General features: G+C 65.5%; 33 protein-coding genes. All 33 read right to left on the reverse strand.

The features are described from left to right. Positions 1-137: 137 nt before the first annotated feature. The 33 genes from ACIGWZ_RS21535 to rpsG all read right to left on the reverse strand — a co-directional run bounded on the left by ACIGWZ_RS21535 (position 138) and on the right by rpsG (position 20,790). A complete protein-coding gene (locus ACIGWZ_RS21535) occupies positions 138-1,160 on the reverse strand; it encodes a DNA-directed RNA polymerase subunit alpha (RefSeq protein WP_003956430.1) in 1,023 nt (340 codons plus the stop codon). A 114-nt stretch (positions 1,161-1,274) separates the two neighbouring features. Then, positions 1,275-1,901 carry a 30S ribosomal protein S4 gene (gene rpsD / locus ACIGWZ_RS21540; protein WP_400066951.1) on the reverse strand — a complete coding sequence of 209 codons (627 nt, stop codon included), beginning with the start codon at positions 1,899-1,901 and terminating at the stop codon, positions 1,275-1,277. A gap of 26 nt (positions 1,902-1,927) precedes the next feature. Next, positions 1,928-2,332, reverse strand: coding sequence for a 30S ribosomal protein S11 (rpsK, locus tag ACIGWZ_RS21545; RefSeq protein ID WP_004571845.1), 405 nt, complete (start codon positions 2,330-2,332; stop codon positions 1,928-1,930). Positions 2,333-2,396: 64 nt separating this feature from the next. Further along, on the reverse strand, positions 2,397-2,777 hold the full coding sequence (gene rpsM / locus ACIGWZ_RS21550; protein WP_006604894.1) for a 30S ribosomal protein S13: 381 nt from the start codon (positions 2,775-2,777) through the stop codon (positions 2,397-2,399). A gap of 199 nt (positions 2,778-2,976) precedes the next feature. Then, positions 2,977-3,090, reverse strand: coding sequence for a 50S ribosomal protein L36 (gene rpmJ / locus ACIGWZ_RS21555; RefSeq protein ID WP_003956441.1), 114 nt, complete (start codon positions 3,088-3,090; stop codon positions 2,977-2,979). A 60-nt stretch (positions 3,091-3,150) separates the two neighbouring features. Continuing rightward, positions 3,151-3,372 carry a translation initiation factor IF-1 gene (gene infA, locus ACIGWZ_RS21560; protein WP_014047798.1) on the reverse strand — a complete coding sequence of 74 codons (222 nt, stop codon included), beginning with the start codon at positions 3,370-3,372 and terminating at the stop codon, positions 3,151-3,153. A 167-nt stretch (positions 3,373-3,539) separates the two neighbouring features. After that, on the reverse strand, positions 3,540-4,379 hold the full coding sequence (gene map / locus ACIGWZ_RS21565; protein ID WP_400066953.1) for a type I methionyl aminopeptidase: 840 nt from the start codon (positions 4,377-4,379) through the stop codon (positions 3,540-3,542). Between the two features lie 123 nt (positions 4,380-4,502). Then, on the reverse strand, positions 4,503-5,156 hold the full coding sequence (locus tag ACIGWZ_RS21570) for an adenylate kinase (RefSeq protein WP_400066955.1): 654 nt from the start codon (positions 5,154-5,156) through the stop codon (positions 4,503-4,505). Further along, the gene (gene secY / locus ACIGWZ_RS21575; protein ID WP_400066957.1) at positions 5,156-6,469 is read right to left on the reverse strand and encodes a preprotein translocase subunit SecY; all 1,314 of its coding nucleotides are present in this window, start codon (positions 6,467-6,469) and stop codon (positions 5,156-5,158) included. The genes ACIGWZ_RS21570 and secY overlap by 1 nt, the downstream gene beginning before the upstream one ends. 226 nt (positions 6,470-6,695) lie before the next feature. After that, positions 6,696-7,151 carry a 50S ribosomal protein L15 gene (gene rplO / locus ACIGWZ_RS21580; RefSeq protein ID WP_400066959.1) on the reverse strand — a complete coding sequence of 152 codons (456 nt, stop codon included), beginning with the start codon at positions 7,149-7,151 and terminating at the stop codon, positions 6,696-6,698. A gap of 1 nt (position 7,152) precedes the next feature. Further along, positions 7,153-7,335, reverse strand: a complete 183-nt coding sequence (gene rpmD, locus ACIGWZ_RS21585) for a 50S ribosomal protein L30 (RefSeq protein ID WP_052859629.1) — start codon at positions 7,333-7,335, stop codon at positions 7,153-7,155. Then, positions 7,335-7,937, reverse strand: a complete 603-nt coding sequence (gene rpsE, locus ACIGWZ_RS21590) for a 30S ribosomal protein S5 (RefSeq protein ID WP_006604888.1) — start codon at positions 7,935-7,937, stop codon at positions 7,335-7,337. Before rpsE ends, rpmD begins: the two co-directional genes overlap by 1 nt. 46 nt (positions 7,938-7,983) lie before the next feature. After that, on the reverse strand, positions 7,984-8,367 hold the full coding sequence (gene rplR / locus ACIGWZ_RS21595; protein WP_053925091.1) for a 50S ribosomal protein L18: 384 nt from the start codon (positions 8,365-8,367) through the stop codon (positions 7,984-7,986). 3 nt (positions 8,368-8,370) lie between these two features. Then, positions 8,371-8,910 (reverse strand): 50S ribosomal protein L6, encoded by a 540-nt coding sequence (gene rplF, locus ACIGWZ_RS21600; protein ID WP_400066962.1) that lies wholly within the window; start codon positions 8,908-8,910, stop codon positions 8,371-8,373. Positions 8,911-8,932: 22 nt separating this feature from the next. Beyond that, complete coding sequence (rpsH, locus tag ACIGWZ_RS21605; RefSeq protein WP_363150247.1) at positions 8,933-9,331, reverse strand: 30S ribosomal protein S8; 399 nt, start codon at positions 9,329-9,331, stop codon at positions 8,933-8,935. Between the two features lie 239 nt (positions 9,332-9,570). Next, entirely contained in the window at positions 9,571-9,756 is a 186-nt protein-coding gene (locus ACIGWZ_RS21610) for a type Z 30S ribosomal protein S14 (protein WP_003956452.1), read from the reverse strand. 5 nt (positions 9,757-9,761) lie between these two features. Then, positions 9,762-10,322: a 50S ribosomal protein L5 gene (gene rplE / locus ACIGWZ_RS21615; protein ID WP_046927447.1), complete on the reverse strand. Its 561-nt coding sequence runs from the start codon at positions 10,320-10,322 to the stop codon at positions 9,762-9,764. After that, entirely contained in the window at positions 10,322-10,645 is a 324-nt protein-coding gene (gene rplX / locus ACIGWZ_RS21620) for a 50S ribosomal protein L24 (RefSeq protein WP_400066964.1), read from the reverse strand. Before rplX ends, rplE begins: the two co-directional genes overlap by 1 nt. A gap of 3 nt (positions 10,646-10,648) precedes the next feature. Further along, a complete protein-coding gene (gene rplN, locus ACIGWZ_RS21625; RefSeq protein ID WP_003998823.1) occupies positions 10,649-11,017 on the reverse strand; it encodes a 50S ribosomal protein L14 in 369 nt (122 codons plus the stop codon). A gap of 99 nt (positions 11,018-11,116) precedes the next feature. Further along, on the reverse strand, positions 11,117-11,398 hold the full coding sequence (rpsQ, locus tag ACIGWZ_RS21630; RefSeq protein WP_006604882.1) for a 30S ribosomal protein S17: 282 nt from the start codon (positions 11,396-11,398) through the stop codon (positions 11,117-11,119). Then, complete coding sequence (gene rpmC, locus ACIGWZ_RS21635; protein WP_397843743.1) at positions 11,398-11,622, reverse strand: 50S ribosomal protein L29; 225 nt, start codon at positions 11,620-11,622, stop codon at positions 11,398-11,400. The genes rpsQ and rpmC overlap by 1 nt, the downstream gene beginning before the upstream one ends. Then, entirely contained in the window at positions 11,622-12,041 is a 420-nt protein-coding gene (gene rplP / locus ACIGWZ_RS21640) for a 50S ribosomal protein L16 (protein WP_006604880.1), read from the reverse strand. The genes rpmC and rplP overlap by 1 nt, the downstream gene beginning before the upstream one ends. 5 nt (positions 12,042-12,046) lie before the next feature. Continuing rightward, on the reverse strand, positions 12,047-12,871 hold the full coding sequence (gene rpsC, locus ACIGWZ_RS21645; protein WP_128507204.1) for a 30S ribosomal protein S3: 825 nt from the start codon (positions 12,869-12,871) through the stop codon (positions 12,047-12,049). Beyond that, the gene (rplV, locus tag ACIGWZ_RS21650; protein ID WP_006604878.1) at positions 12,871-13,218 is read right to left on the reverse strand and encodes a 50S ribosomal protein L22; all 348 of its coding nucleotides are present in this window, start codon (positions 13,216-13,218) and stop codon (positions 12,871-12,873) included. The genes rpsC and rplV overlap by 1 nt, the downstream gene beginning before the upstream one ends. A gap of 44 nt (positions 13,219-13,262) precedes the next feature. Beyond that, positions 13,263-13,544, reverse strand: a complete 282-nt coding sequence (rpsS, locus tag ACIGWZ_RS21655) for a 30S ribosomal protein S19 (protein ID WP_018090899.1) — start codon at positions 13,542-13,544, stop codon at positions 13,263-13,265. Positions 13,545-13,556: 12 nt separating this feature from the next. Next, positions 13,557-14,393, reverse strand: a complete 837-nt coding sequence (gene rplB, locus ACIGWZ_RS21660) for a 50S ribosomal protein L2 (protein WP_400066967.1) — start codon at positions 14,391-14,393, stop codon at positions 13,557-13,559. A 39-nt stretch (positions 14,394-14,432) separates the two neighbouring features. Next, positions 14,433-14,756 (reverse strand): 50S ribosomal protein L23, encoded by a 324-nt coding sequence (gene rplW / locus ACIGWZ_RS21665; RefSeq protein ID WP_400066969.1) that lies wholly within the window; start codon positions 14,754-14,756, stop codon positions 14,433-14,435. Further along, positions 14,756-15,406 carry a 50S ribosomal protein L4 gene (gene rplD / locus ACIGWZ_RS21670; RefSeq protein WP_400066971.1) on the reverse strand — a complete coding sequence of 217 codons (651 nt, stop codon included), beginning with the start codon at positions 15,404-15,406 and terminating at the stop codon, positions 14,756-14,758. Before rplD ends, rplW begins: the two co-directional genes overlap by 1 nt. Before the next feature lie 8 nt (positions 15,407-15,414). Then, entirely contained in the window at positions 15,415-16,059 is a 645-nt protein-coding gene (gene rplC / locus ACIGWZ_RS21675) for a 50S ribosomal protein L3 (RefSeq protein ID WP_031003040.1), read from the reverse strand. Between the two features lie 14 nt (positions 16,060-16,073). After that, positions 16,074-16,382, reverse strand: coding sequence for a 30S ribosomal protein S10 (rpsJ, locus tag ACIGWZ_RS21680; RefSeq protein WP_004571821.1), 309 nt, complete (start codon positions 16,380-16,382; stop codon positions 16,074-16,076). 425 nt (positions 16,383-16,807) lie between these two features. Beyond that, positions 16,808-18,001: an elongation factor Tu gene (gene tuf, locus ACIGWZ_RS21685; RefSeq protein WP_400066974.1), complete on the reverse strand. Its 1,194-nt coding sequence runs from the start codon at positions 17,999-18,001 to the stop codon at positions 16,808-16,810. A gap of 155 nt (positions 18,002-18,156) precedes the next feature. Beyond that, a complete protein-coding gene (gene fusA / locus ACIGWZ_RS21690; RefSeq protein ID WP_400066975.1) occupies positions 18,157-20,280 on the reverse strand; it encodes an elongation factor G in 2,124 nt (707 codons plus the stop codon). A gap of 39 nt (positions 20,281-20,319) precedes the next feature. Continuing rightward, positions 20,320-20,790 carry a 30S ribosomal protein S7 gene (gene rpsG / locus ACIGWZ_RS21695; protein WP_004571813.1) on the reverse strand — a complete coding sequence of 157 codons (471 nt, stop codon included), beginning with the start codon at positions 20,788-20,790 and terminating at the stop codon, positions 20,320-20,322. Between the last annotated feature and the right edge of the window lie 2 nt (positions 20,791-20,792).

The following is a 20,792-nucleotide window of genomic DNA, read 5'->3' on the forward strand; positions in this document are numbered from 1 at the left end:
GGGTTTGTTTTTTCCTCATGGTGGGCGCCCCGGGCGTGCGGCTGTGCGTGGTGCCGGGCGCCCCGCCCCCCCCCCCGGGGCGGGCCCGCCCGGGGGGGGGGGGCGGGGCCCCCCCCCCCCACCCCAGCCGGACACACTCAGTACTGCTCGGTCTCCACGAACCCGGCGTCCGCGTCGTCGTCGGCGCCGAAGGCGTCGGCGGCGGCGGTCGGGTCGAATCCGGGCGGGCTGTCCTTGAGCGCCAGGCCCATGCCGGCCAGCTTCGCCTTGACCTCGTCGATCGACTTCGCACCGAAGTTGCGGATGTCGAGCAGGTCGGCCTCCGAGCGGGCGACGAGCTCACCCACGGAGTGGATGCCCTCGCGCTTGAGGCAGTTGTACGAGCGAACGGTGAGCTCGAGCTCCTCGATCGGCAGCGCCAGGTCGGCGGCCAGGGCGGCGTCCGTCGGGGACGGGCCCATGTCGATGCCCTCGGCGTCGATGTTGAGCTCGCGCGCCAGACCGAACAGCTCGACCAGGGTCTTACCGGCCGACGCCATGGCGTCGCGCGGACGCATGGCCTGCTTGGTCTCGACGTCGACGATCAGCTTGTCGAAGTCGGTGCGCTGCTCGACACGGGTCGCCTCGACCTTGTACGTGACCTTGAGCACCGGCGAGTAGATGGAGTCGACCGGGATACGGCCGATCTCCTGGCCCACCTGCTTGTTCTGGACGGCGGAGACGTAGCCGCGACCGCGCTCGACGGTCAGCTCCATCTCCAGCTTGCCCTTGCCGTTGAGCGTGGCGAGGACCAGGTCGGGGTTGTGCACCTCGACACCGGCCGGCGGGGCGATGTCAGCGGCGGTGACGAGGCCCGGACCCTGCTTGCGCAGGTACATCACGACGGGCTCGTCGTGCTCGCTGGAAACGACCAGCTGCTTGATGTTGAGGATGAGGTCGGTGACGTCTTCCTTGACGCCCGGCACGGTGGTGAACTCGTGCAGGACACCGTCGATCCGGATGGACGTGACCGCCGCACCGGGGATCGAGGACAGAAGGGTCCGACGCAGGGAGTTGCCGAGGGTGTAGCCGAAGCCCGGCTCCAGCGGCTCGATCACGAACCGGGAGCGGTACTCGTCGACGACCTCTTCGGTCAGGGAGGGACGCTGAGCAATCAGCATGGTGTTCGATCCTTCAGTCGTGGACGCCCGCTATTTGACGCCCGCTGTACTTCAAAGGGTACGGGCGGTACGACGCCAATGGCTCCGTACCGCCCAGACCGTTCCGCTCAGCTCTTACTTGGAGTAGAGCTCAACGATCAGCTGCTCCTGCACCTGGGTGTCGATCACCTGGCGCTCCGGCATGCTGTGCACGAGGACGCGCAGCTGCGAGGGGATCGCTTCCAGCCAGGCCGGAACGGTCTTCTCGCCGGCCTCGGCCTTGGCCACCTCGAAGGGGGTCAGGTTCCGAGAGCCCTCGCGGACCTCGATGATGTCGTTCGCGGACACACGAGCCGACGGGATGTCGGTCTTGCGGCCGTTGACGTTGATGTGTCCGTGACGGACCAGCTGACGGGCGTGGTCGCGGGACTTGGCGAAGCCGGCCCGGTAGACCACGTTGTCGAGACGGGTCTCAAGGATGCGCAGAAGGTTCTCACCGGTCTTGCCGGACTTCTGGTTCGCTTCCTTGTAGTAGTTCACGAACTGCTTCTCAAGAACACCGTAGATACGGCTGCACTTCTGCTTCTCACGAAGCTGAAGCAGGTACTCGCTGTCCTTGGTGCGCCCGCGTCCGTGCTCACCCGGGGGGTAAGGACGAATCTCGATCGGGCACTTTGCGCTCTCACACTTGCTGCCCTTGAGGAACAGCTTCTGCTTCTCCCGACGGCAACGCTTGCAGTCGGCCCCGGTGTAACGCGCCATATTGTCTTGTCTCCTACTTCAGCTGGTCAGACGCGGCGGCGCTTGGGCGGGCGGCATCCGTTGTGCGGGGTGGGGGTGACGTCCTGGATCGAGCCGACCTCGAGACCGGTCGCCTGCAGCGAACGGATGGCCGTCTCGCGACCCGAACCCGGGCCCTTGACGAAGACGTCGACCTTGCGCATGCCGTGCTCCTGCGCGCGGCGGGCGGCCGACTCGGCGGCCATCTGCGCGGCGAAGGGGGTGGACTTGCGCGAGCCCTTGAAACCGACGTGGCCGGCAGAGGCCCAAGAGATCACGTTGCCCGTGGGGTCCGTGATCGAAACGATCGTGTTGTTGAACGTGCTCTTGATGTGAGCGTGCCCGTGGGCAACGTTCTTCTTCTCCTTGCGGCGCACCTTCTTGGCGCCGGCCGTACGGCCCTTCGGAGGCATTCATTACTCCCGTGGAGGTGGTCGGTCCTACAGCGAAGACCGCTGGTAAGCGTCCTGCTGAGGACTACTTCTTGCCCGGCTTCTTCTTGCCGGCGATCGCGCGACGCGGACCCTTGCGGGTACGGGCGTTCGTGCTGGTGCGCTGACCGTGCACCGGCAGGCCGCGGCGGTGACGCAGACCCTGGTAGCAGCCGATCTCGACCTTGCGGCGGATGTCGGCCTGGATCTCGCGACGGAGGTCACCCTCGGTCTTGAGGTTGTTGTCCACGTACTCGCGGATCTTGACCAGGTCTTCCTCGGCCAGGTCGCGAACGCGGGTGTCCGGGTTCACGCCGGTGGCGGCGAGGGTCTGCTGCGACAGCGTGCGCCCGATACCGAAGACGTAGGTGAGGGCGACCTCGACGCGCTTTTCGCGCGGGAGATCAACGCCTGCGAGGCGTGCCATTGATGTGGCTCCTGATGGCTATTCGGAGGTCTTCCGCAGCACCGTTCCCGTAAGACTCTTCAGAATTACGAGCCGGGTCCCCGGCCTCCGAGCCGGGGGTGTCGTCCCACGCGAATGAATGCGAGGGTCGGGTGACTGCGTATGTACGTATTTACGTGCGTCGCGCGAAAAACTGCGAAATGCAGGTGGTCGGCGTGCGTCAGCCCTGGCGCTGCTTGTGGCGCAGGTTGTCGCAGATGACCATGACCCGACCGTGGCGGCGGATCACCTTGCACTTGTCGCAGATCTTCTTGACGCTCGGCTTGACCTTCATGGGATGTGAGGTTCTCCGGGTCAGTGCCGTCACCCCACGGGAGCGGGGCGCCGACAAGATCTACTTGTAGCGGTAGACGATCCGGCCACGCGTCAGGTCGTACGGAGAGAGCTCCACCACGACCCGGTCATCCGGGAGGATACGGATGTAGTGCATCCGCATCTTGCCGCTGATGTGCGCGAGGACCTTGTGACCGTTCTGGAGTTCTACCCGGAACATCGCGTTCGGCAGAGACTCGATCACGGTGCCCTCGATCTCGATGGCACCTTGCTTCTTGGCCACGCTTCGCCTTTCGAATCGGCTACCTTGATCGACGCCCGTTATCACACTGTCACCCATCTCTGGGCACACGGATGCACGAGAGCCGACGCGTCAGTCTACGCCAGTGCCTGTGAAAAGACGAATCCAGGACTATTGCCCACCAGCGGAGATCCTTACGCCACAAGGCCTCAGGCGGCCAGGGGGTCCGGCGCCGCCGTGATTCCCAGCTCCGCCAGCTTGGCCTTGCCGCCGTCCGGTGCGGTCAGCACCAGCGGGCCGTCCTCGGTCAGTGCGACGGAGTGCTCCCAGTGCGAGGACCAGCTGCCGTCGTTGGACTTGACCGTCCAGTCGTCTTCCAGGACATGCGTCTTGGCCGTGCCGAGATTGACCATCGGCTCGATCGCGATGCAGAAACCGGGCACCAGCTTGGGGCCGCGGCCGCGCTTGCGGTCGACGTAGTTCAGCAGATGCGGGTCCATGTGCATCTGCGAGCCGATGCCGTGGCCGCCGTAGTCCTCGACGATGCCGTACTTGCCGCTCGACGGCCGCGGCTGGCGGCGGATGTAGCCCTCGATCGCCTTGGAGATGTCGACCAGGCGGTTGCCCTTGGCGACGGCCGCGATGCCCGCCCACATCGATTCCTCGGTGACCCGGCTGAGCTCGACCAGCTCCGCGGAGTGACCGGAGCCGACGAAGGCGGTGTACGCCGCGTCGCCGTGCCAACCGTCGATGATCGCGCCGCAGTCGATGGAGATGATGTCCCCGTCCGCGAGGACCGTCTCGGCGTCGGGGATGCCGTGGACCACGACGTCGTTCACCGAGGTGCAGATCGTCGCGGGAAAACCGCCGTAGCCGAGGAAGTTCGACTTCGCTCCGTGCTCGGCCAGTACCTTGCGCGCCGCGTCGTCCAGGTCCTTGGTCGAGGCGCCGGGCACCGCAACCTTCCGGGTCGCCGCGTGAATGGCGGCGACCACCAGCCCCGCCTCGCGCATCTTCGCGATCTGGTCGGGGGTCTTGATCTCCACCATTGCGGCTTACGCCTTCCTGAGTACCGGTTCCGATGCCTGCGCGGCGGCCGAAACCGCCCCCGTACACAATACGGCCGCGGTACCCATCGGGGCACCGCGGCCGTATCCGTACAGAGCTGTCGGCTACTCGCCGGCCTGCAGCGCGGCCATCGCCCGCTGCGTCACCTCGGAGACCTTGCCGAGCGCCGGGATCGTGACGACCAGATCCTGGGCCTTGTAGTAGTCGATGATCGGCTCGGTCTCCGTGTGGTAGACCTCCAGCCGCTTGCGGACGGTCTCCTCGCGGTCGTCCTCGCGCTGGTACAGCTCGCCGCCGCAGGCGTCACAGACGCCCTCGGTCTTCGGCTTGTTGTACTCCGCGTGGAAGACGTGGCTGCTGTCCTTGCGGCAGATCCGCCGGCCCGCGATCCGCTTGACGACCTCGTCCTCCGGGACCTCCAGGTCCAGGACGGCGTCCAGCGTGAGGCCCTTGGCCTTGAGGTAGTCGTCCAACGCCTGGGCCTGGCCCAGGTTGCGCGGGAAGCCGTCGAGGAGGAAGCCGTTGGCCGCGTCCTCATGCCCCATGCGGTCCTCGGCCATGCCGATGGTCACCGAGTCCGGTACGAGATTCCCCGCGTCCATGTAGGACTTCGCCTCGAGGCCCAGGGGCGTGCCCTGGCTGATGTTCGCGCGGAACAGGTCCCCCGTGGAAATGTGCGGGATCCCGAGGTTCTTGGCAAGGTACGCAGCCTGCGTACCCTTACCGGCCCCCGGAGGTCCGACGAGGACGATTCGCATCAGCGGAGGAACCCTTCGTAATTGCGCTGCTGAAGCTGACTCTCGATCTGCTTCACGGTCTCCAGACCCACACCCACGATGATCAGGATGCTCGTCCCGCCGAACGGGAAGTTCTGGTTCGCGTTGAACAGCACCAACGCCACTGTTGGTACGAGTGCGATCAGCCCCAGATACAGCGAGCCCGGCCACGTGATCCGGTTGAGCACGTAGCTGAGGTACTCGGCCGTCGGGCGACCAGCCCGGATACCCGGGATGAAGCCACCATACTTCTTCATGTTGTCGGCAACTTCTTCGGGGTTGAAGCTGATGGCCACGTAGAAGAAGGCGAAGAAGACGATCAGAAGGAAGTACGTAACGATGTAAACGGGGTGATTTCCCTTGGTGAAGTTGGTGGCGACCCACGTCGCCCACCCCGCCTTCGACCCGCTGAACTGTGCGATCAGCGCGGGAATGTAGAGCAGCGATGACGCGAAGATGACGGGAATCACACCCGCCTGGTTCACCTTGAGCGGGATGTAAGTGGACGTACCGCCATAGGACCGGCGGCCGATCATCCGCTTCGCGTACTGCACCGGAATGCGCCGCTGCGCCTGCTCGACGAAGACCACCAGCCCGACCATCGCCAGGCCGACCGCGATCACCGCGAAGAACTCGATCCAGCCGTCGGCCAGCTTGCCGGTGAGCTTGATCTGCCACAGGGCGCCCGGGAAGCCGGCGGCGATCGAGATGAACATCAGGATGGACATGCCGTTGCCGATGCCGCGGTCGGTGACCAGCTCACCGAGCCACATGATCAGGCCCGTACCGGCGGTCATCGTGATGACCATCGTGATGGTGGTGAAGATCGAGTCGCTGGGCACGATCTCGCTGGCGACCGGGCAGCTCTGGAAGAGCGCACCACTGCGGGCGGTGGCCACCAGGCCGGTGCCCTGCATGATGGCGAGCGCCACGGTCAGATAGCGGGTGTACTGGGTGATCTTCGCCTGGCCGGACTGTCCCTCTTTCTTGAGGGCCTCCAGCCTGGGGATCACCACGGTCAGCAGCTGGAGGATGATGCTCGCCGTGATGTACGGCATGATCCCCAGCGCGAAGATCGTGATCTGCAGCAGCGCACCACCGCTGAACATGTTCACCAGGGCGAACAACCCGCTGTTGCCGCCGGCCAGCTTCATGCAGGTCTCGACGTTCGCGTAGTTCACCCCGGGGACCGGGACATGCGCACCGATCCGGTAGAGCACGATGATGCCCAATGTGAACAGCAGCTTCTTGCGCAGGTCGGGCGTCTTGAACGCTCGGGCGAACGCGGTGAGCACGGTGCCTCCTGCGCCTCCCGCCTCAAGTGCGAGAGGTGACGGTCTTGAGGATCGACGAATACTTGGCGGCTACACCGCACGGGCCGGGCCCGCGCGGCGGGGGTCCGGGACGAAGCCCCGGAAAACAACAGTGCCTGCCACCTTACCGGCGACCGTACCCCCCGTGGAACGACCAACCGGGGATGCCCCAATCAATGGGCATCCCCGGTCAGTTAAATCAACGAACTCAGAGGAGTTCGGTGACGCTGCCGCCGGCAGCGGCAATCTTCTCCTTGGCGGAGCCGGAGACGGCGTCAACCGTCACCTGCAGCGCCACGGAGACCTCGCCGGCGCCCAGCACCTTGACGAGCTCGTTCTTGCGCACCGCGCCCTTGGCGACCAGGTCGGCCACCGTGACCTCGCCACCCTGCGGGTAGAGCTCGGCCAGCTTGTCCAGGTTCACGACCTGGAACTGCTTGTGCGCGGGGTTCTTGAAGCCCTTCAGCTTCGGGAGGCGCATGTGGAGGGGCATCTGCCCACCCTCGAAGCGCTCCGGAACCTGGTAACGGGCCTTCGTGCCCTTGGTACCACGACCAGCGGTCTTACCCTTGGACGCCTCACCACGACCGACACGGGTCTTGGCGGTCTTGGCACCCGGGGCGGGCCGGAGGTTGTGGACCTTCAGCGGGTTGTTCTCCGCCATGTCAGTCGACCTCCTCAACCGTCACGAGGTGGCGGACGGTGTGCACCATGCCGCGGAACTCGGGGCGGTCCTCCTTGACAACCGAGTCGTGCAGGCGCTTGAGCCCGAGCGACCGGAGGGTGTCACGGTGGTTCTGCTTGCTGCCGATGTAGGACTTCGTCTGCGTGATCTTGAGGTGCGCCATTACGCGGTCACCCCGGCACGCGCCCGCAGCAGAGCGGCGGGAGCAACGTCCTCCAGCGGCAGGCCACGACGGGCCGCGATCTCCTCGGGGCGCTGAAGGCCCTGAAGCGCGGTCACCGTGGCGTGCACGATGTTGATCGGGTTCGACGAACCGAGCGACTTGCTCAGCACGTCGTGGATGCCGGCGCACTCCAGGACGGCGCGCACGGGACCACCGGCGATCACACCGGTACCGGGGGAAGCCGGCTTGAGCAGGACGACGCCCGCAGCCTTCTCGCCCTGGATGGGGTGCGGGATGGTGCCCTGGATACGGGGGACCTTGAAGAAGTTCTTCTTGGCCTCTTCAACGCCCTTGGCGATGGCAGCCGGAACTTCCTTGGCCTTGCCGTAACCGACACCTACGGTGCCGTCACCGTCGCCCACCACGACCAGCGCGGTGAAGCTGAAACGGCGACCACCCTTGACAACCTTGGCGACGCGGTTGATCGCGACAACGCGCTCAACGTACGCGGTCTTCTCGGCGGCAGCGCCACCGTCGCGACCCTTCCGGTCCCGCCGCTCGCCGCCACCGGCACCGCTTCCGCGGCGCTGGGGTCCAGCCATTGGATTTACCTCTCTCTGTTACGTCCGCTAGCTCCGGAACCGGGGCTTAGAACTTCAGCCCGGCTTCGCGGGCGGCGTCGGCCAGAGCGGCAATCCGCCCGGCGTACTGCTTGCCACCACGGTCGAACACGACGGCCTCGACACCGGCGGCCTTCGCACGCTCGGCAACCAGGGCGCCAACCTTCTGGGCCTGAGCGCTCTTGTCACCCTCGCCGCCACGGATGGACGCGTCCAGGGTCGACGCCGACGCGAGCGTGTGGCCCGCGATGTCGTCGATGACCTGCGCGGTAATACCGCGGTTGGAACGCGTCACGACCAGGCGCGGACGCGCCGGCGTACCCGAAATCCGCTTACGGATGCGGATGTGGCGACGCTTAGCGGCAGCGCGCTTGTAGGCGTTACCCTTAGCGATCTTCACACCGTATGCCATGGCTTACTTACCAGCCTTTCCGACCTTGCGGCGGATGACCTCGCCGGCGTACTTGACGCCCTTGGCCTTGTACGGGTCAGGCTTGCGCAGCTTGCGGATGTTCGCCGCAACCTCGCCGACCTTCTGCTTGTCGATGCCCTCGACGCTGAGCTTGGTCGGGGACTCGACCTTGAAGGAGATGCCCTCGGGAGCCTCGACGACGACGGGGTGGCTGTAGCCCAGCGCGAACTCCAGGTTGGAGCCCTTCGCCTGGACGCGGTAGCCGACACCGCTGATCTCGAGCGCCTTGCTGTAGCCCTGGGTCACGCCGGTGATCATGTTCGCCACCAGCGTGCGGGACAGGCCGTGCAGGGCCTTGTTCTGACGCTCGTCGTTCGGGCGGGTGACGGCGATGACGCCGTCCTCACCCTTGGCGACCTCGATGGGCGCGGCGACGGTGTGCTCAAGGGAGCCCTTGGGACCCTTGACCGACACCTTGCGGCCCTCGATGGTGACGTCCACACCAGCGGGAACCTGGATGGGCAGCTTGCCAATACGCGACATTAGCTATTCCTCCGTTCCCTGGTTACCAGACGTAGGCGAGGACTTCCCCACCCACGCCCTTCTTGCTGGCCTGCTGGCCGGTCAGGAGACCGTGGGACGTGGAGATGATCGCCACGCCCAGGCCGCCGAGGACCTTCGGCAGGTTGGTGGACTTTGCGTAGACCCGGAGGCCCGGCTTCGAGATCCGCTTGATGCCGGCGATCGAGCGCTCGCGGTTCGGGCCGAACTTCAGCTCGAGAGTGAGGTTCTTGCCGACCTCGGCGTCCTCGACGCTCCAGCCGGTGATGTAACCCTCCTGCTGGAGGATCTCCGCGATGTGCGACTTGATCTTGCTGTGCGGCATCACGACGGTGTCGTGGTACGCCGAGTTCGCGTTACGCAGACGGGTCAACATGTCTGCGATGGGATCAGTCATGGTCATGAATTGGCCTTCGGCCTCTCTCGCCGGGGTTTCCTATGTGCGCCATCCCTCTCCCCGAGCAGAGTCGGGACGGGTGCGGCGCGGGGACCTACGGCGTAGTAAGCGACGTTATGCGGGCCTTGCCCGCGGTCGGTCTCGGGCGGCGGGGCGCCCAAACCCTTCTACCCTACGGGAAAAAGGAAGGGGCGCCCGCCGACCGGTTGCTTACCGAGAGCCTCCGGTAATACCCAACTAGGGGATTACCAGGAGCTCTTGGTCACGCCCGGCAGCTCGCCACGGTGAGCCATCTCACGAAGGCACACGCGGCACAGGCCGAACTTGCGGTAGACGGAGTGCGGACGGCCGCAGCGCTGGCAGCGGGTGTACGCGCGCACACCGAACTTCGGCTTACGAGCAGCCTTGGCAATCAGAGCCTTCTTCGCCATCTCGCTCACGCCTCCTTGAACGGGAAGCCGAGGTGACGAAGGAGAGCGCGGCCCTCATCGTCGTTGGTCGCCGTGGTGACCACGGTGATGTCCATACCCCGGGTACGGTCGATCTTGTCCTGGTCGATCTCGTGGAACATGACCTGCTCCGTGAGACCGAAGGTGTAGTTGCCCCGACCGTCGAACTGCTTCGGGGACAGACCACGGAAGTCGCGGATGCGCGGCAGCGCGAGCGACAGCAGGCGGTCCAGGAACTCCCACATGCGGTCACCACGGAGGGTGACGTGGGCACCGATCGGCTGGCCCTCACGCAGCTTGAACTGCGCGATGGACTTACGGGCCTTGGTGACGGCCGGCTTCTGACCGGTGATCGTGGTGAGGTCCTTGATGGCACCCTCGATCAGCTTGGAGTCGCGGGCGGCGTCGCCCACACCCATGTTGACCACGATCTTGGTCAGACCGGGGATCTGCATGACGTTCTCGTAGGAGAACTCGTCCTTCAGCTTCCCGGCGATCTCTTCGCGGTAGCGCAGCTTCAGACGCGGCGCGTTGGTGGTGGCAGTCATCAGATGTCCTCACCGGTCCGCTTGGCAACGCGGATCTTGTTGCCTTCGTCGTCGAAGCGGTATCCGACGCGGGTGACAACCTTCTTGCCGTCCTGCTCCACGACCAGCTGAACGTTGCTGATGTGGACAGGGGCCTCGGTCGTCACGATGCCGCCGGTCTTCGAACCACGAGCCGTCTGACCGGCCTTGGTGTGCTTCTTGACCCGGTTGACACCCTCGACCAGGACACGGTCCTCGCGGGGGAAGGCCTGAATGACCTTGCCCTGCTTGCCCTTGTCCTTACCGGTGATGACCTGGACCAGGTCGCCCTTCTTGATCTTCATCGGTTACAGCACCTCCGGCGCGAGCGAGATGATCTTCATGAACTTCTTCTCGCGCAGCTCACGGCCCACGGGGCCGAAGATACGGGTGCCGCGGGGGTCGCCATCGTTCTTGAGGATGACGGCCGCGTTCTCATCGAAGCGGATGTACGAGCCGTCGGGACGGCGGCGCTCCTTGACGGTGCGAACGATGACGGCCTTGACGACGTCACCCTTCTTCACGTTGCCACCGGGGATCGCGTCCTTGACGGTGGCGACGATGACGTCACCGATGCCCGCGTAGCGGCGACCGGAGCCACCGAGAACACGGATGCAAAGGATTTCCTTCGCACCAGTGTTGTCGGCGACGCGCAGTCGCGACTCCTGCTGGATCACGTCTATCTCCTGAATGTCTGCCGGTTCCCGGCAGGGGTTTCACGTGAAACCCCTGCCGAGCCTGGCGGAACTGTTCCTGGGGGGTCCCCCCAGGAGGGATTACTTGGCCTTCTCGAGGATCTCGACGATGCGCCAGCGCTTGGTGGCGGACAGCGGCCGGGTCTCCATCAGGAGGACGCGGTCGCCGACACCGGCAGCGTTCTGCTCGTCGTGCGCCTTGAGCTTGTTGGTACGGCGGATGACCTTGCCGTACAGCGCGTGCTTGACGCGGTCCTCGACAGCGACGACGACGGTCTTGTCCATCTTGTCGCTGACGACGAGACCCTCACGGGTCTTGCGGAAACCGCGCTCGTTCGTCTCAGTCACATTCTTCTCGCTCATCAGGCGCTCTCCACCGTCTCGATGCCCAGCTCGCGCTCACGCATCAGGGTGTAGATCCGGGCGATGTCCTTACGGACGGACTTGAGCCGACCGTGGTTCTCGAGCTGTCCGGTCGCCGCCTGGAAGCGGAGGTTGAACAGCTCCTCCTTGGCCTCACGGAGCTTCGCGACGAGGTCCTCGTCGTTCAGCTCGCGCAGCTCGGACGCCTTGGTAACGGCCGACATCACGACTCACCTGCCTCGCGCCGAACGATGCGGCACTTCATCGGAAGCTTGTGGGCGGCGCGGGTCAGCGCCTCCTTGGCAACCTTTTCGTTCGGGAAGGACAGCTCGAACATCACCCGACCGGGCTTGACGTTCGCGACCCACCACTCCGGAGAACCCTTACCGGAACCCATGCGGGTTTCGGCCGGCTTCTTCGTGAGCGGGCGGTCCGGGTAAATGTTGATCCAGACCTTGCCGCCACGCTTGATGTGACGGGTCATGGCGATACGAGCGGACTCGATCTGCCGGTTCGTCACGTAGGCCGGAGTGACGGCCTGGATTCCGTACTCACCGAAGGCCAGCTCGGTGCCACCCTTGGCCATACCACTGCGCTTCGGGTGGTGCTGCTTGCGGTGCTTGACCCTGCGAGGGATCAGCATGTCGGTCAGGCCTCCGTTCCGGGGGTCTCCGCCGGAGCAGCGGCAGCGGCCTCGGCCTTGGGGGCCTCGGCAGCGGCGCTCTGCTGCGGCTTGCGGCCGCCGCGGCCACCGCGCTCGCCACCGCGACGCGGGCGGTCGTTGCCGCCACCGCGGGCCGGGCGGTTACCCGCACGGGCGGCAGCGTTCTCGGCGCGAACCTCGGCGATGTTCTTGACGTCGCCCTTGTAGATCCAGACCTTCACGCCGATACGGCCGAAGGTGGTCTTGGCCTCGAAGAAGCCGTAGTCGACGTTCGCACGGAGGGTGTGCAGGGGCACACGGCCCTCGCGGTAGAACTCCGAGCGGGACATCTCGGCGCCGCCGAGACGGCCACCGCACTGGATCTTGATGCCCTTGGCGCCGGCCTTCATCGTCGACTGCATGCTCTTACGCATGGCGCGACGGAAGGAGACGCGGGAGGACAGCTGCTCGGCGACGGCCTGGGCCACCAGCTGAGCGTCGGTCTCGGGGTTCTTGACCTCGAGGATGTTCAGCTGGACCTGCTTGCCGGTCAGCTTCTCCAGCTCGCCGCGGATGCGGTCGGCCTCGGCGCCGCGGCGGCCGATGACGATGCCCGGACGAGCGGTGTGGATGTCAACGCGGACGCGCTCACGGGTGCGCTCGATCTCCACCTTGGAGATACCGGCGCGCTCCATGCCCTTCGTCATCATGCGACGAATGGCGACGTCTTCCTTGACGTAGTCCTTGTACAGCTTGTCGGCGTACCAACGCGACTTGAAGTCGGTGGTGATGCCGAGCCGGAACCCGTGCGGGTTTACCTTCTGGCCCATTACCGGGTTCCTTCCTTGCTGCTGACGACCACGGTGATGTGGCTGGTCCGCTTGCGGATCCGGTAGGCGCGGCCCTGGGCACGCGGACGGAACCGCTTCAGGGTCGGGCCCTCGTCGACGTACGCCTCGGAAATGACGAGGCTGCCGGCGTCGGTGTGGTCGTAGTTGTGTGCAGCGTTGGCAATGGCGCTGTCCAGCACCTTGCCAACCGGCACGCTCGCGGCCTGCGGGGCAAAACGCAGGACCGCCTGAGCCTCCGTGGCATCCATGCCACGGATAAGGTCCACCACGCGGCGGGCCTTCATGGGCGTGACGCGGATGTACCGCGCCTGGGCCCTGGCTTCCATGGTTGTCCCTTCGGTGTCAGTCATAGTCTTCGCACTCCGGTCGATCAGCGACGACGCGACTTGCGGTCGTCCTTCTCGTGGCCGCGGAAGGTGCGGGTCGGCGCAAACTCGCCGAGCTTGTGGCCGACCATCGACTCGGTGACGAACACCGGGACGTGCTTGCGGCCGTCGTGCACCGCGATCGTGTGGCCGAGCATGGCCGGGACGATCATGGAGCGGCGGGACCAGGTCTTGATGACGTTCTTGGTGCCTGCATCGTTCTGAACGTCCACCTTCTTGGAAAGGTGGTCGTCGACGAAGGGCCCCTTCTTGAGACTGCGCGGCATCTAAACCCGCTCCTAGCGCTTCTTGTTCGTCTTGCGGCGGCGGACGATGTACTTGTTGCTCGCCTTCTTCGGCGAACGAGTACGACCCTCCTTCTGACCCCACGGCGAGACCGGGTGGCGACCACCGGAGGTCTTGCCCTCACCACCACCGTGCGGGTGGTCGACGGGGTTCATCACGACACCACGCACGGTCGGGCGGACGCCCTTCCAGCGCATACGGCCGGCCTTGCCCCAGTTGATGTTCGACTGCTCGGCGTTGCCGACCTCGCCGACAGTGGCGCGGCAGCGGACGTCGACCAGGCGGATCTCACCGGACGGCATACGAAGGTGGGCCATCGTGCCCTCCCTCGCCAGCAGCTGCACGGAGGCACCGGCCGAGCGGGCGAACTTCGCACCGCCGCCCGGACGCAGCTCGATCGCGTGGATCGTCGTACCCACGGGGATGTTGCGCAGCGGCAGGTTGTTGCCCGGCTTGATGTCGGCGCCAGCGCCGTTCTCAATCCGGTCACCCTGGACCAGGCCGCGGGGCGCGATGATGTAGCGCTTCTCGCCGTCTGCGTAGTGCAGCAGCGCGATGCGCGCGGTGCGGTTCGGGTCGTACTCGATGTGCGCGACCTTGGCCGGCACGCCGTCCTTGTCGTGACGACGGAAGTCGATCACTCGGTAGGCGCGCTTGTGGCCACCGCCCTGGTGGCGAACGGTCACACGACCGGCGTTGTTACGGCCGCCCTTGCTGTGCAGGGGGCGGACCAGCGACTTCTCCGGCGTGGACCGCGTGATCTCGACAAAGTCGGCGACGCTGGAGCCACGACGGCCCGGGGTCGTCGGCTTGTACTTGCGGATACCCATTTCTCAGTCCTCGTCCGATTCCGGACGACTCGACCTCCGTCAGGAGGTCGGGCCGCCGAAGATGTCGATACGGTCGCCCTCGGCGAGGGTCACGATGGCGCGCTTGGTGTTCGCGCGCTTTCCGAAACCGGTCTTGGTGCGCTTGCGCTTACCCTGACGGTTGATCGTGTTGACCCCGGTGACCTTGACCGAGAAGACCGCCTCGACGGCCTGCTTGATCTGAGTCTTGTTGGCGCCAGGCGCGACGATGAACGTGTACTTGTTCTCGTCCAGCAGCGCGTAGCTCTTCTCCGAGACAACCGGCTTGACGAGAATGTCGCGCGGGTCCGAGAAGGTCTTGCTGGTAACGGTCGCCTCAGACATCAGGCGTCGCTCCCTTCGGTCTCAGCGGCCTTGGGGCCAGACACGAAGGACTCGAAGGCGGCCTTGGTGAAGACCACGTCGTCGGAGACGAGCACGTCGTACGTGTTCAGCTGGCCCGGCTCCAGGATGTGAACCTGGGGCAGGTTGCGGGCGGACAGCCACGCGGCCTCGTCGCTGCGCTCGGCGACCAGGAGCACGTTCTTGCGCTCGCTGACCTTGCCGAGAAGAGCCTTGGCGGCCTTGGTGGAGATGTCGCCCTCGACCACGCCGGAAACGACGTGGATGCGGCTGTTGCGGGCCCGGTCGGTGAGGGCACCGCGCAGGGCGGCAACCTTCATCTTCTTCGGGGTCCGCTGGCTGTAGTCACGCGGCACGGGGCCGTGGACGACGCCACCGCCGGCGAACTGCGGCGCACGGGTCGAACCCTGGCGCGCGCGGCCGGTGCCCTTCTGGCGGTACGGCTTCTTGCCACCGCCGCGGACCTCGCCGCGAGTCTTGGTCTTGTGCGTGCCCTGACGGGCCGCGGCCAGCTGTGCGACAACGACCTGGTGGATCAGCGGAACGCTGACCTTGGCGTCGAAGATCTCCGTGGGGAGCTCGACGGTCCCGGCCTTGTCGCCTGCCGGCGAAAGGATGTCAATGGTGCTCATCGGTTACCTCAGGCCCCCTTGGCCGCGGTACGGACCAGGACGAGGCCGCCGTTCGGACCAGGAACTGCGCCCTTGATGAGCAGCAGACCCTTCTCCGCGTCAACGGCGTGGACGGTCAGGTTCTGGGTGGTGACCCGCTCATTGCCCATACGGCCGGCCATCCGCATGCCCTTGAACACGCGGCCCGGGGTGGCGCAGCCACCGATGGAGCCCGGCTTACGGTGCACGCGGTGGGCACCGTGGGACGCCTTGCCGCCGTGGAAGCCGTGACGCTTCATGACGCCGGCGAAGCCCTTGCCCTTGCTCTTGCCGGTCACGTCGACCTTGACGCCGGACTCGAAGGTCTCGGCAGTCAGCTCCTGGCCGAGGGTGTACTCGCTGGCGTCAGCGGTACGGACCTCGACGAGGTGACGACGGGGGGTGACGTCGGCCTTGGCGAAGTGGCCCTTGAGGGGCTTGTTCACCTTGCGCGGGTCGATCTCGCCGAAGGCGATCTGGACGGAGTCGTAACCGTCCTGGTCATTGGTGCGCACCTGGGTAACGACACAGGGGCCGGCCTTGACCACAGTGACCGGGACGACACGGTTGTTCTCGTCCCAGACCTGGGTCATGCCGAGCTTCTCGCCCAGGATGCCCTTGATCTGCTTAGCCATCTCTTCCGCGCCTCTCAGAGCTTGATCTCGATGTCAACGCCGGCCGGAAGGTCCAGGCGCATCAGCGAGTCAACGGTCTTGGGCGTCGGGTCGAGGATGTCGATCAGGCGCTTGTGCGTGCGCATCTCGAAGTGCTCGCGCGAGTCCTTGTACTTGTGCGGCGACTTGATGACGCAGTACACGTTCTTCTCAGTGGGCAGCGGCACCGGGCCCGCGACCGACGCACCAGTACGGGTCACCGTCTCGACGATCTTCTTCGCCGACGTGTCGATGACCTCGTGGTCGTAGGCCTTGAGCCGGATGCGGATCTTCTGTCCCGCCATGGCTACTTCGTAGTCCTGTCTCTCGTAACGCTCTGGGACCCGGCAAGTTCGCGTTCTTCTCCGACCCACGCGGTCGGGCGTGTCGCGCCCCTTCCCGTAAATCTCCGCAAGGGAGATCCTTCAAGAAGGAGAAAGTGGGGGAAGAACACCCACCGGGCGCCTGGCCGAGGCACCCCGCTGACGCTTCCCGGAAGATTCCCGTATTTCCGGCCCTGAGAAGGGACGACGAATACCTGGGACTCGCTTCCAGTCCTCCCGGCGGGAGGCGCGCAGCATCGGCACTCAACCGAGCAACCTGGACAGTGTGCCATACGTGGGATGCCTAAGGCCAATCGGGGCCCAACTGTCAAGGAGCCCCGCCCACCAAATGGTGAGCGGGGCTCCTCGAATGCTCTGACGAGCTACCGGGTCGACCGGATCAGCAATTACTTGTTGATCTTGGTGACCTGGCCGGCGCCGACGGTCCGGCCACCCTCACGGATGGCGAACTTCAGGCCTTCTTCCATGGCGACGGGCTGGATCAGCGAGACGGTCATCTCGGTGTTGTCGCCCGGCATGACCATCTCGGTGCCCTCGGGGAGGGTCACCACACCGGTCACGTCAGTCGTACGGAAGTAGAACTGCGGACGGTAGTTGTTGAAGAACGGCGTGTGGCGGCCACCCTCGTCCTTGGAGAGGATGTAGGCCTGCGCCTCGAACTCGGTGTGCGGGGTGACCGAGCCCGGCTTGATGATGACCTGGCCGCGCTCGACGTCCTCGCGCTTGATGCCACGGAGGAGCAGACCGACGTTCTCACCGGCCTGGCCCTCGTCGAGGAGCTTCCGGAACATCTCGATGCCGGTGACCGTGGTGGTGGTCTTCTCGGTCTTGATGCCGATGATGTCGACGGTCTCGTTGACCTTGAGGACACCACGCTCGATACGACCGGTGACAACGGTGCCACGGCCGGTGATCGTGAAGACGTCCTCGATCGGCATCAGGAACGGCTTGTCGACGTCGCGCTCGGGCTGCGGGATCGACTCGTCGACGGCCTTCATCAGGTCGAGGACGGACTTGCCCCACTCGGCGTCGCCCTCGAGCGCCTTGAGCGCCGAGACCTTGACGACCGGAACGTCGTCGCCGGGGAACTCGTACTCGGAGAGGAGCTCACGAACCTCGAGCTCGACGAGCTCCAGGATCTCCTCGTCGTCCACCATGTCGGCCTTGTTCAGGGCGACAACGATGTACGGAACGCCGACCTGGCGGGCCAGGAGCACGTGCTCCTTGGTCTGCGGCATCGGGCCGTCGGTGGCGGCAACCACGAGGATGGCGCCGTCCATCTGGGCGGCACCGGTGATCATGTTCTTGATGTAGTCCGCGTGACCGGGGCAGTCAACGTGGGCGTAGTGACGCGACTCGGTCTGGTACTCGACGTGCGCGATGGAGATCGTGATACCGCGCTGGCGCTCCTCAGGAGCCTTGTCGATCTGGTCGAAGGCCGAGGCCTCGTTCAGGTCCGGGTACGCGTCGTGCAGCACCTTGGTAATGGCGGCCGTGAGGGTCGTCTTACCGTGGTCGATGTGACCGATGGTGCCGATGTTGACGTGCGGCTTAGTCCGCTCGAACTTCGCCTTCGCCACTGGTTCCTCCTGAAGTGGTTCTGTACGCCTTACTCATCGGCGCCAGGTGATCTTTGCTGGGATGCCGGCCGCCGGGGCAGTCCTCACGGATTGCGGGGATTACCCCGGCAGACGGTGTCAAGCCTAAAGCGTGTTCCGACTCGCGGGAGACGGAGCTACTCGCCCTTGGCCTTCGCGATGATCTCCTCGGCGACGTTCCGGGGAACCTCGGCGTAGGAGTCGAACTGCATCGAGTAGCTTGCGCGACCCGACGTCTTGCTGCGGAGGTCTCCGACGTAGCCGAACATCTCCGAGAGGGGAACCAGGCCCGTGACGAGCTTGGCGCCGCTGCGCTCCTCCATGGACTGAATCTGACCACGGCGGGAGTTGATGTCGCCGATCACGTCGCCCATGTAGTCCTCGGGCGTGGTGACCTCGACCTTCATCATCGGCTCGAGCAGGGCCGGGGAGGCCTTGCGGGCGGCCTCCTTGAAGGCCATCGAACCGGCGATCTTGAACGCCATCTCGGACGAGTCGACCTCGTGGTACGCACCGTCGAGGAGCGTGACCTTGACGCCGGTCAGCGGGTAGCCGGCGAGAACACCGAACTCCATGGCCTCCTGGCAGCCCGCGTCCACGGACGGGATGTATTCCCGCGGGATACGGCCACCGGTGACCTTGTTCTCGAACTCGTACCCGTCGCCCTCGAGCGGAGCGATCGCGATCTGCACCTTCGCGAACTGGCCGGAACCACCAGTCTGCTTCTTGTGCGTGTAGTCCAGGCGCTCGACGGCCTTGCGCAGGGTCTCCCGGTAGGCGACCTGCGGCTTGCCGACGTTGGCCTCGACCTTGAACTCACGGCGCATACGGTCGACCAGCACGTCGAGGTGCAGCTCGCCCATACCCGCGATGATGGTCTGGCCGGTCTCCTCGTCGGTGTGGACCTGGAACGACGGGTCCTCTTCGGCGAGGCGCTGGATGGCGACACCCAGCTTCTCCTGGTCGCCCTTGGACTTGGGCTCAATGGCGACCTGGATGACCGGGGCCGGGAAGTCCATCGACTCCAGGATCACCGGGTTCGCGGAGTCGCAGAGGGTCTCACCGGTGGTGGTCTGCTTCAGACCCATGACGGCGACGATGTCACCGGCACCCACCGACTCGATCTCCTCACGCTTGTTCGCGTGCATCCGGTAGATCTTGCCGATGCGCTCCTTCTTGCCCTTGACCGAGTTCAGCACCTGCGAGCCGGCCTCGAGGCGGCCCGAGTAGACCCGGATGAAGGTGAGCTTGCCCAGGTGGGGGTCGCTCGCGATCTTGAAGGCAAGAACGGACAGCGGCTCGTCGTCCGACGGCTTGCGCACGAGAACCTCGTCCGCGTCCTTGGTCGACTGGCCCTCGACGGCGCCGACGTCCAGCGGCGACGGGAGGTAGCGGGCCACGCCGTCGAGCAGGGGCTGGACGCCCTTGTTCTTGAAGGCGGTACCGCAGAACACCGGGGTCACGGTGACCGAACCCTCGGCGCCCGTGGAGGCAAGGGTGATGCGACGGATGGCGTCGTGCAGCTGCTCCTCGGTGGGCTCCTGGCCCTCGAGGTACAGCTCCATCATGGCCTCGTCGTTCTCCGCGACGGCCTCGAGCAGCTTGCCGCGCCACTCGTCGGCAGCCTCGACGTGCGAGGCCGGGATGTCGACGGTGTCGTACATCTCGCCCTTGGCCGCCTCGGCGGACCAGACCAGGGCCTTCATCTGTACGAGGTCGACGACACCCTTGAAGTCCATCTCGGTGCCGATCGGCAGCTGCATGACCAGCGGAACCGCGCCCAGGCGGTCACCGATCATGTCGACGCAGCGGTGGAACTCTGCGCCGGTCCGGTCGAGCTTGTTGACGAAGCAGATACGCGGAACGCCGTAGCGGTCCGCCTGACGCCAGACGGTCTCGGACTGCGGCTCAACACCGGCAACGCCGTCGAACACCGTCACGGCACCGTCGAGGACGCGCAGGCAGCGCTCCACCTCGACGGTGAAGTCGACGTGGCCCGGGGTGTCGATGATGTTGATGGTGTGGTCGACGTTGTTCAGCGGCCAGTGGCAGGTCGTCGCGGCAGACGTGATCGTGATGCCGCGCTCCTGCTCCTGCTCCATCCAGTCCATCGTGGCAGCGCCGTCGTGGACTTCACCGATCTTGTAAGAAACACCGGTGTAGAACAGGATCCGCTCGGTGGTGGTCGTCTTGCCCGCGTCGATGTGGGCCATGATCCCGATGTTGCGGACCTTGGCCAGGTCAAGCGAAGTGGTGGCCATATCGGCTCAATCTTCTCTCGGTCTCGATGTGGGTTGCGACTACCAGCGGTAGTGCGCGAAGGCCTTGTTGGACTCGGCCATCTTGTGCGTGTCCTCACGCTTCTTGACCGAAGCGCCGAGGCCGTTGGAGGCGTCCAGCAGTTCGTTCATGAGGCGCTCGGTCATGGTCTTCTCGCGGCGGGCGCGGGAGTAGCCCACGAGCCAGCGGAGGGAGAGGGTGGCGGCGCGGCCGGGCTTGACCTCGACCGGCACCTGGTAGGTCGCGCCACCGACACGGCGGGACTTGACCTCAAGAGTCGGCTTGATGTTCTCGAGCGCGCGCTTGAGCGTGATGACCGGGTCGTTACCGGTCTTCTCGCGCAGACCCTCCATGGCGCCGTAAACGATGCGCTCGGCGGTGGAGCGCTTTCCGTTCAGCAGCACCTTGTTGATGAGGGAGGTCACCAGAGGAGAACCGTAGACCGGGTCGATGATGACCGGGCGCTTCGGGGCGGGGCCCTTACGAGGCATTC

Source organism: Streptomyces sp. NPDC053427, from assembly GCF_044544985.1.
GTDB lineage: Bacteria > Actinomycetota > Actinomycetes > Streptomycetales > Streptomycetaceae > Streptomyces.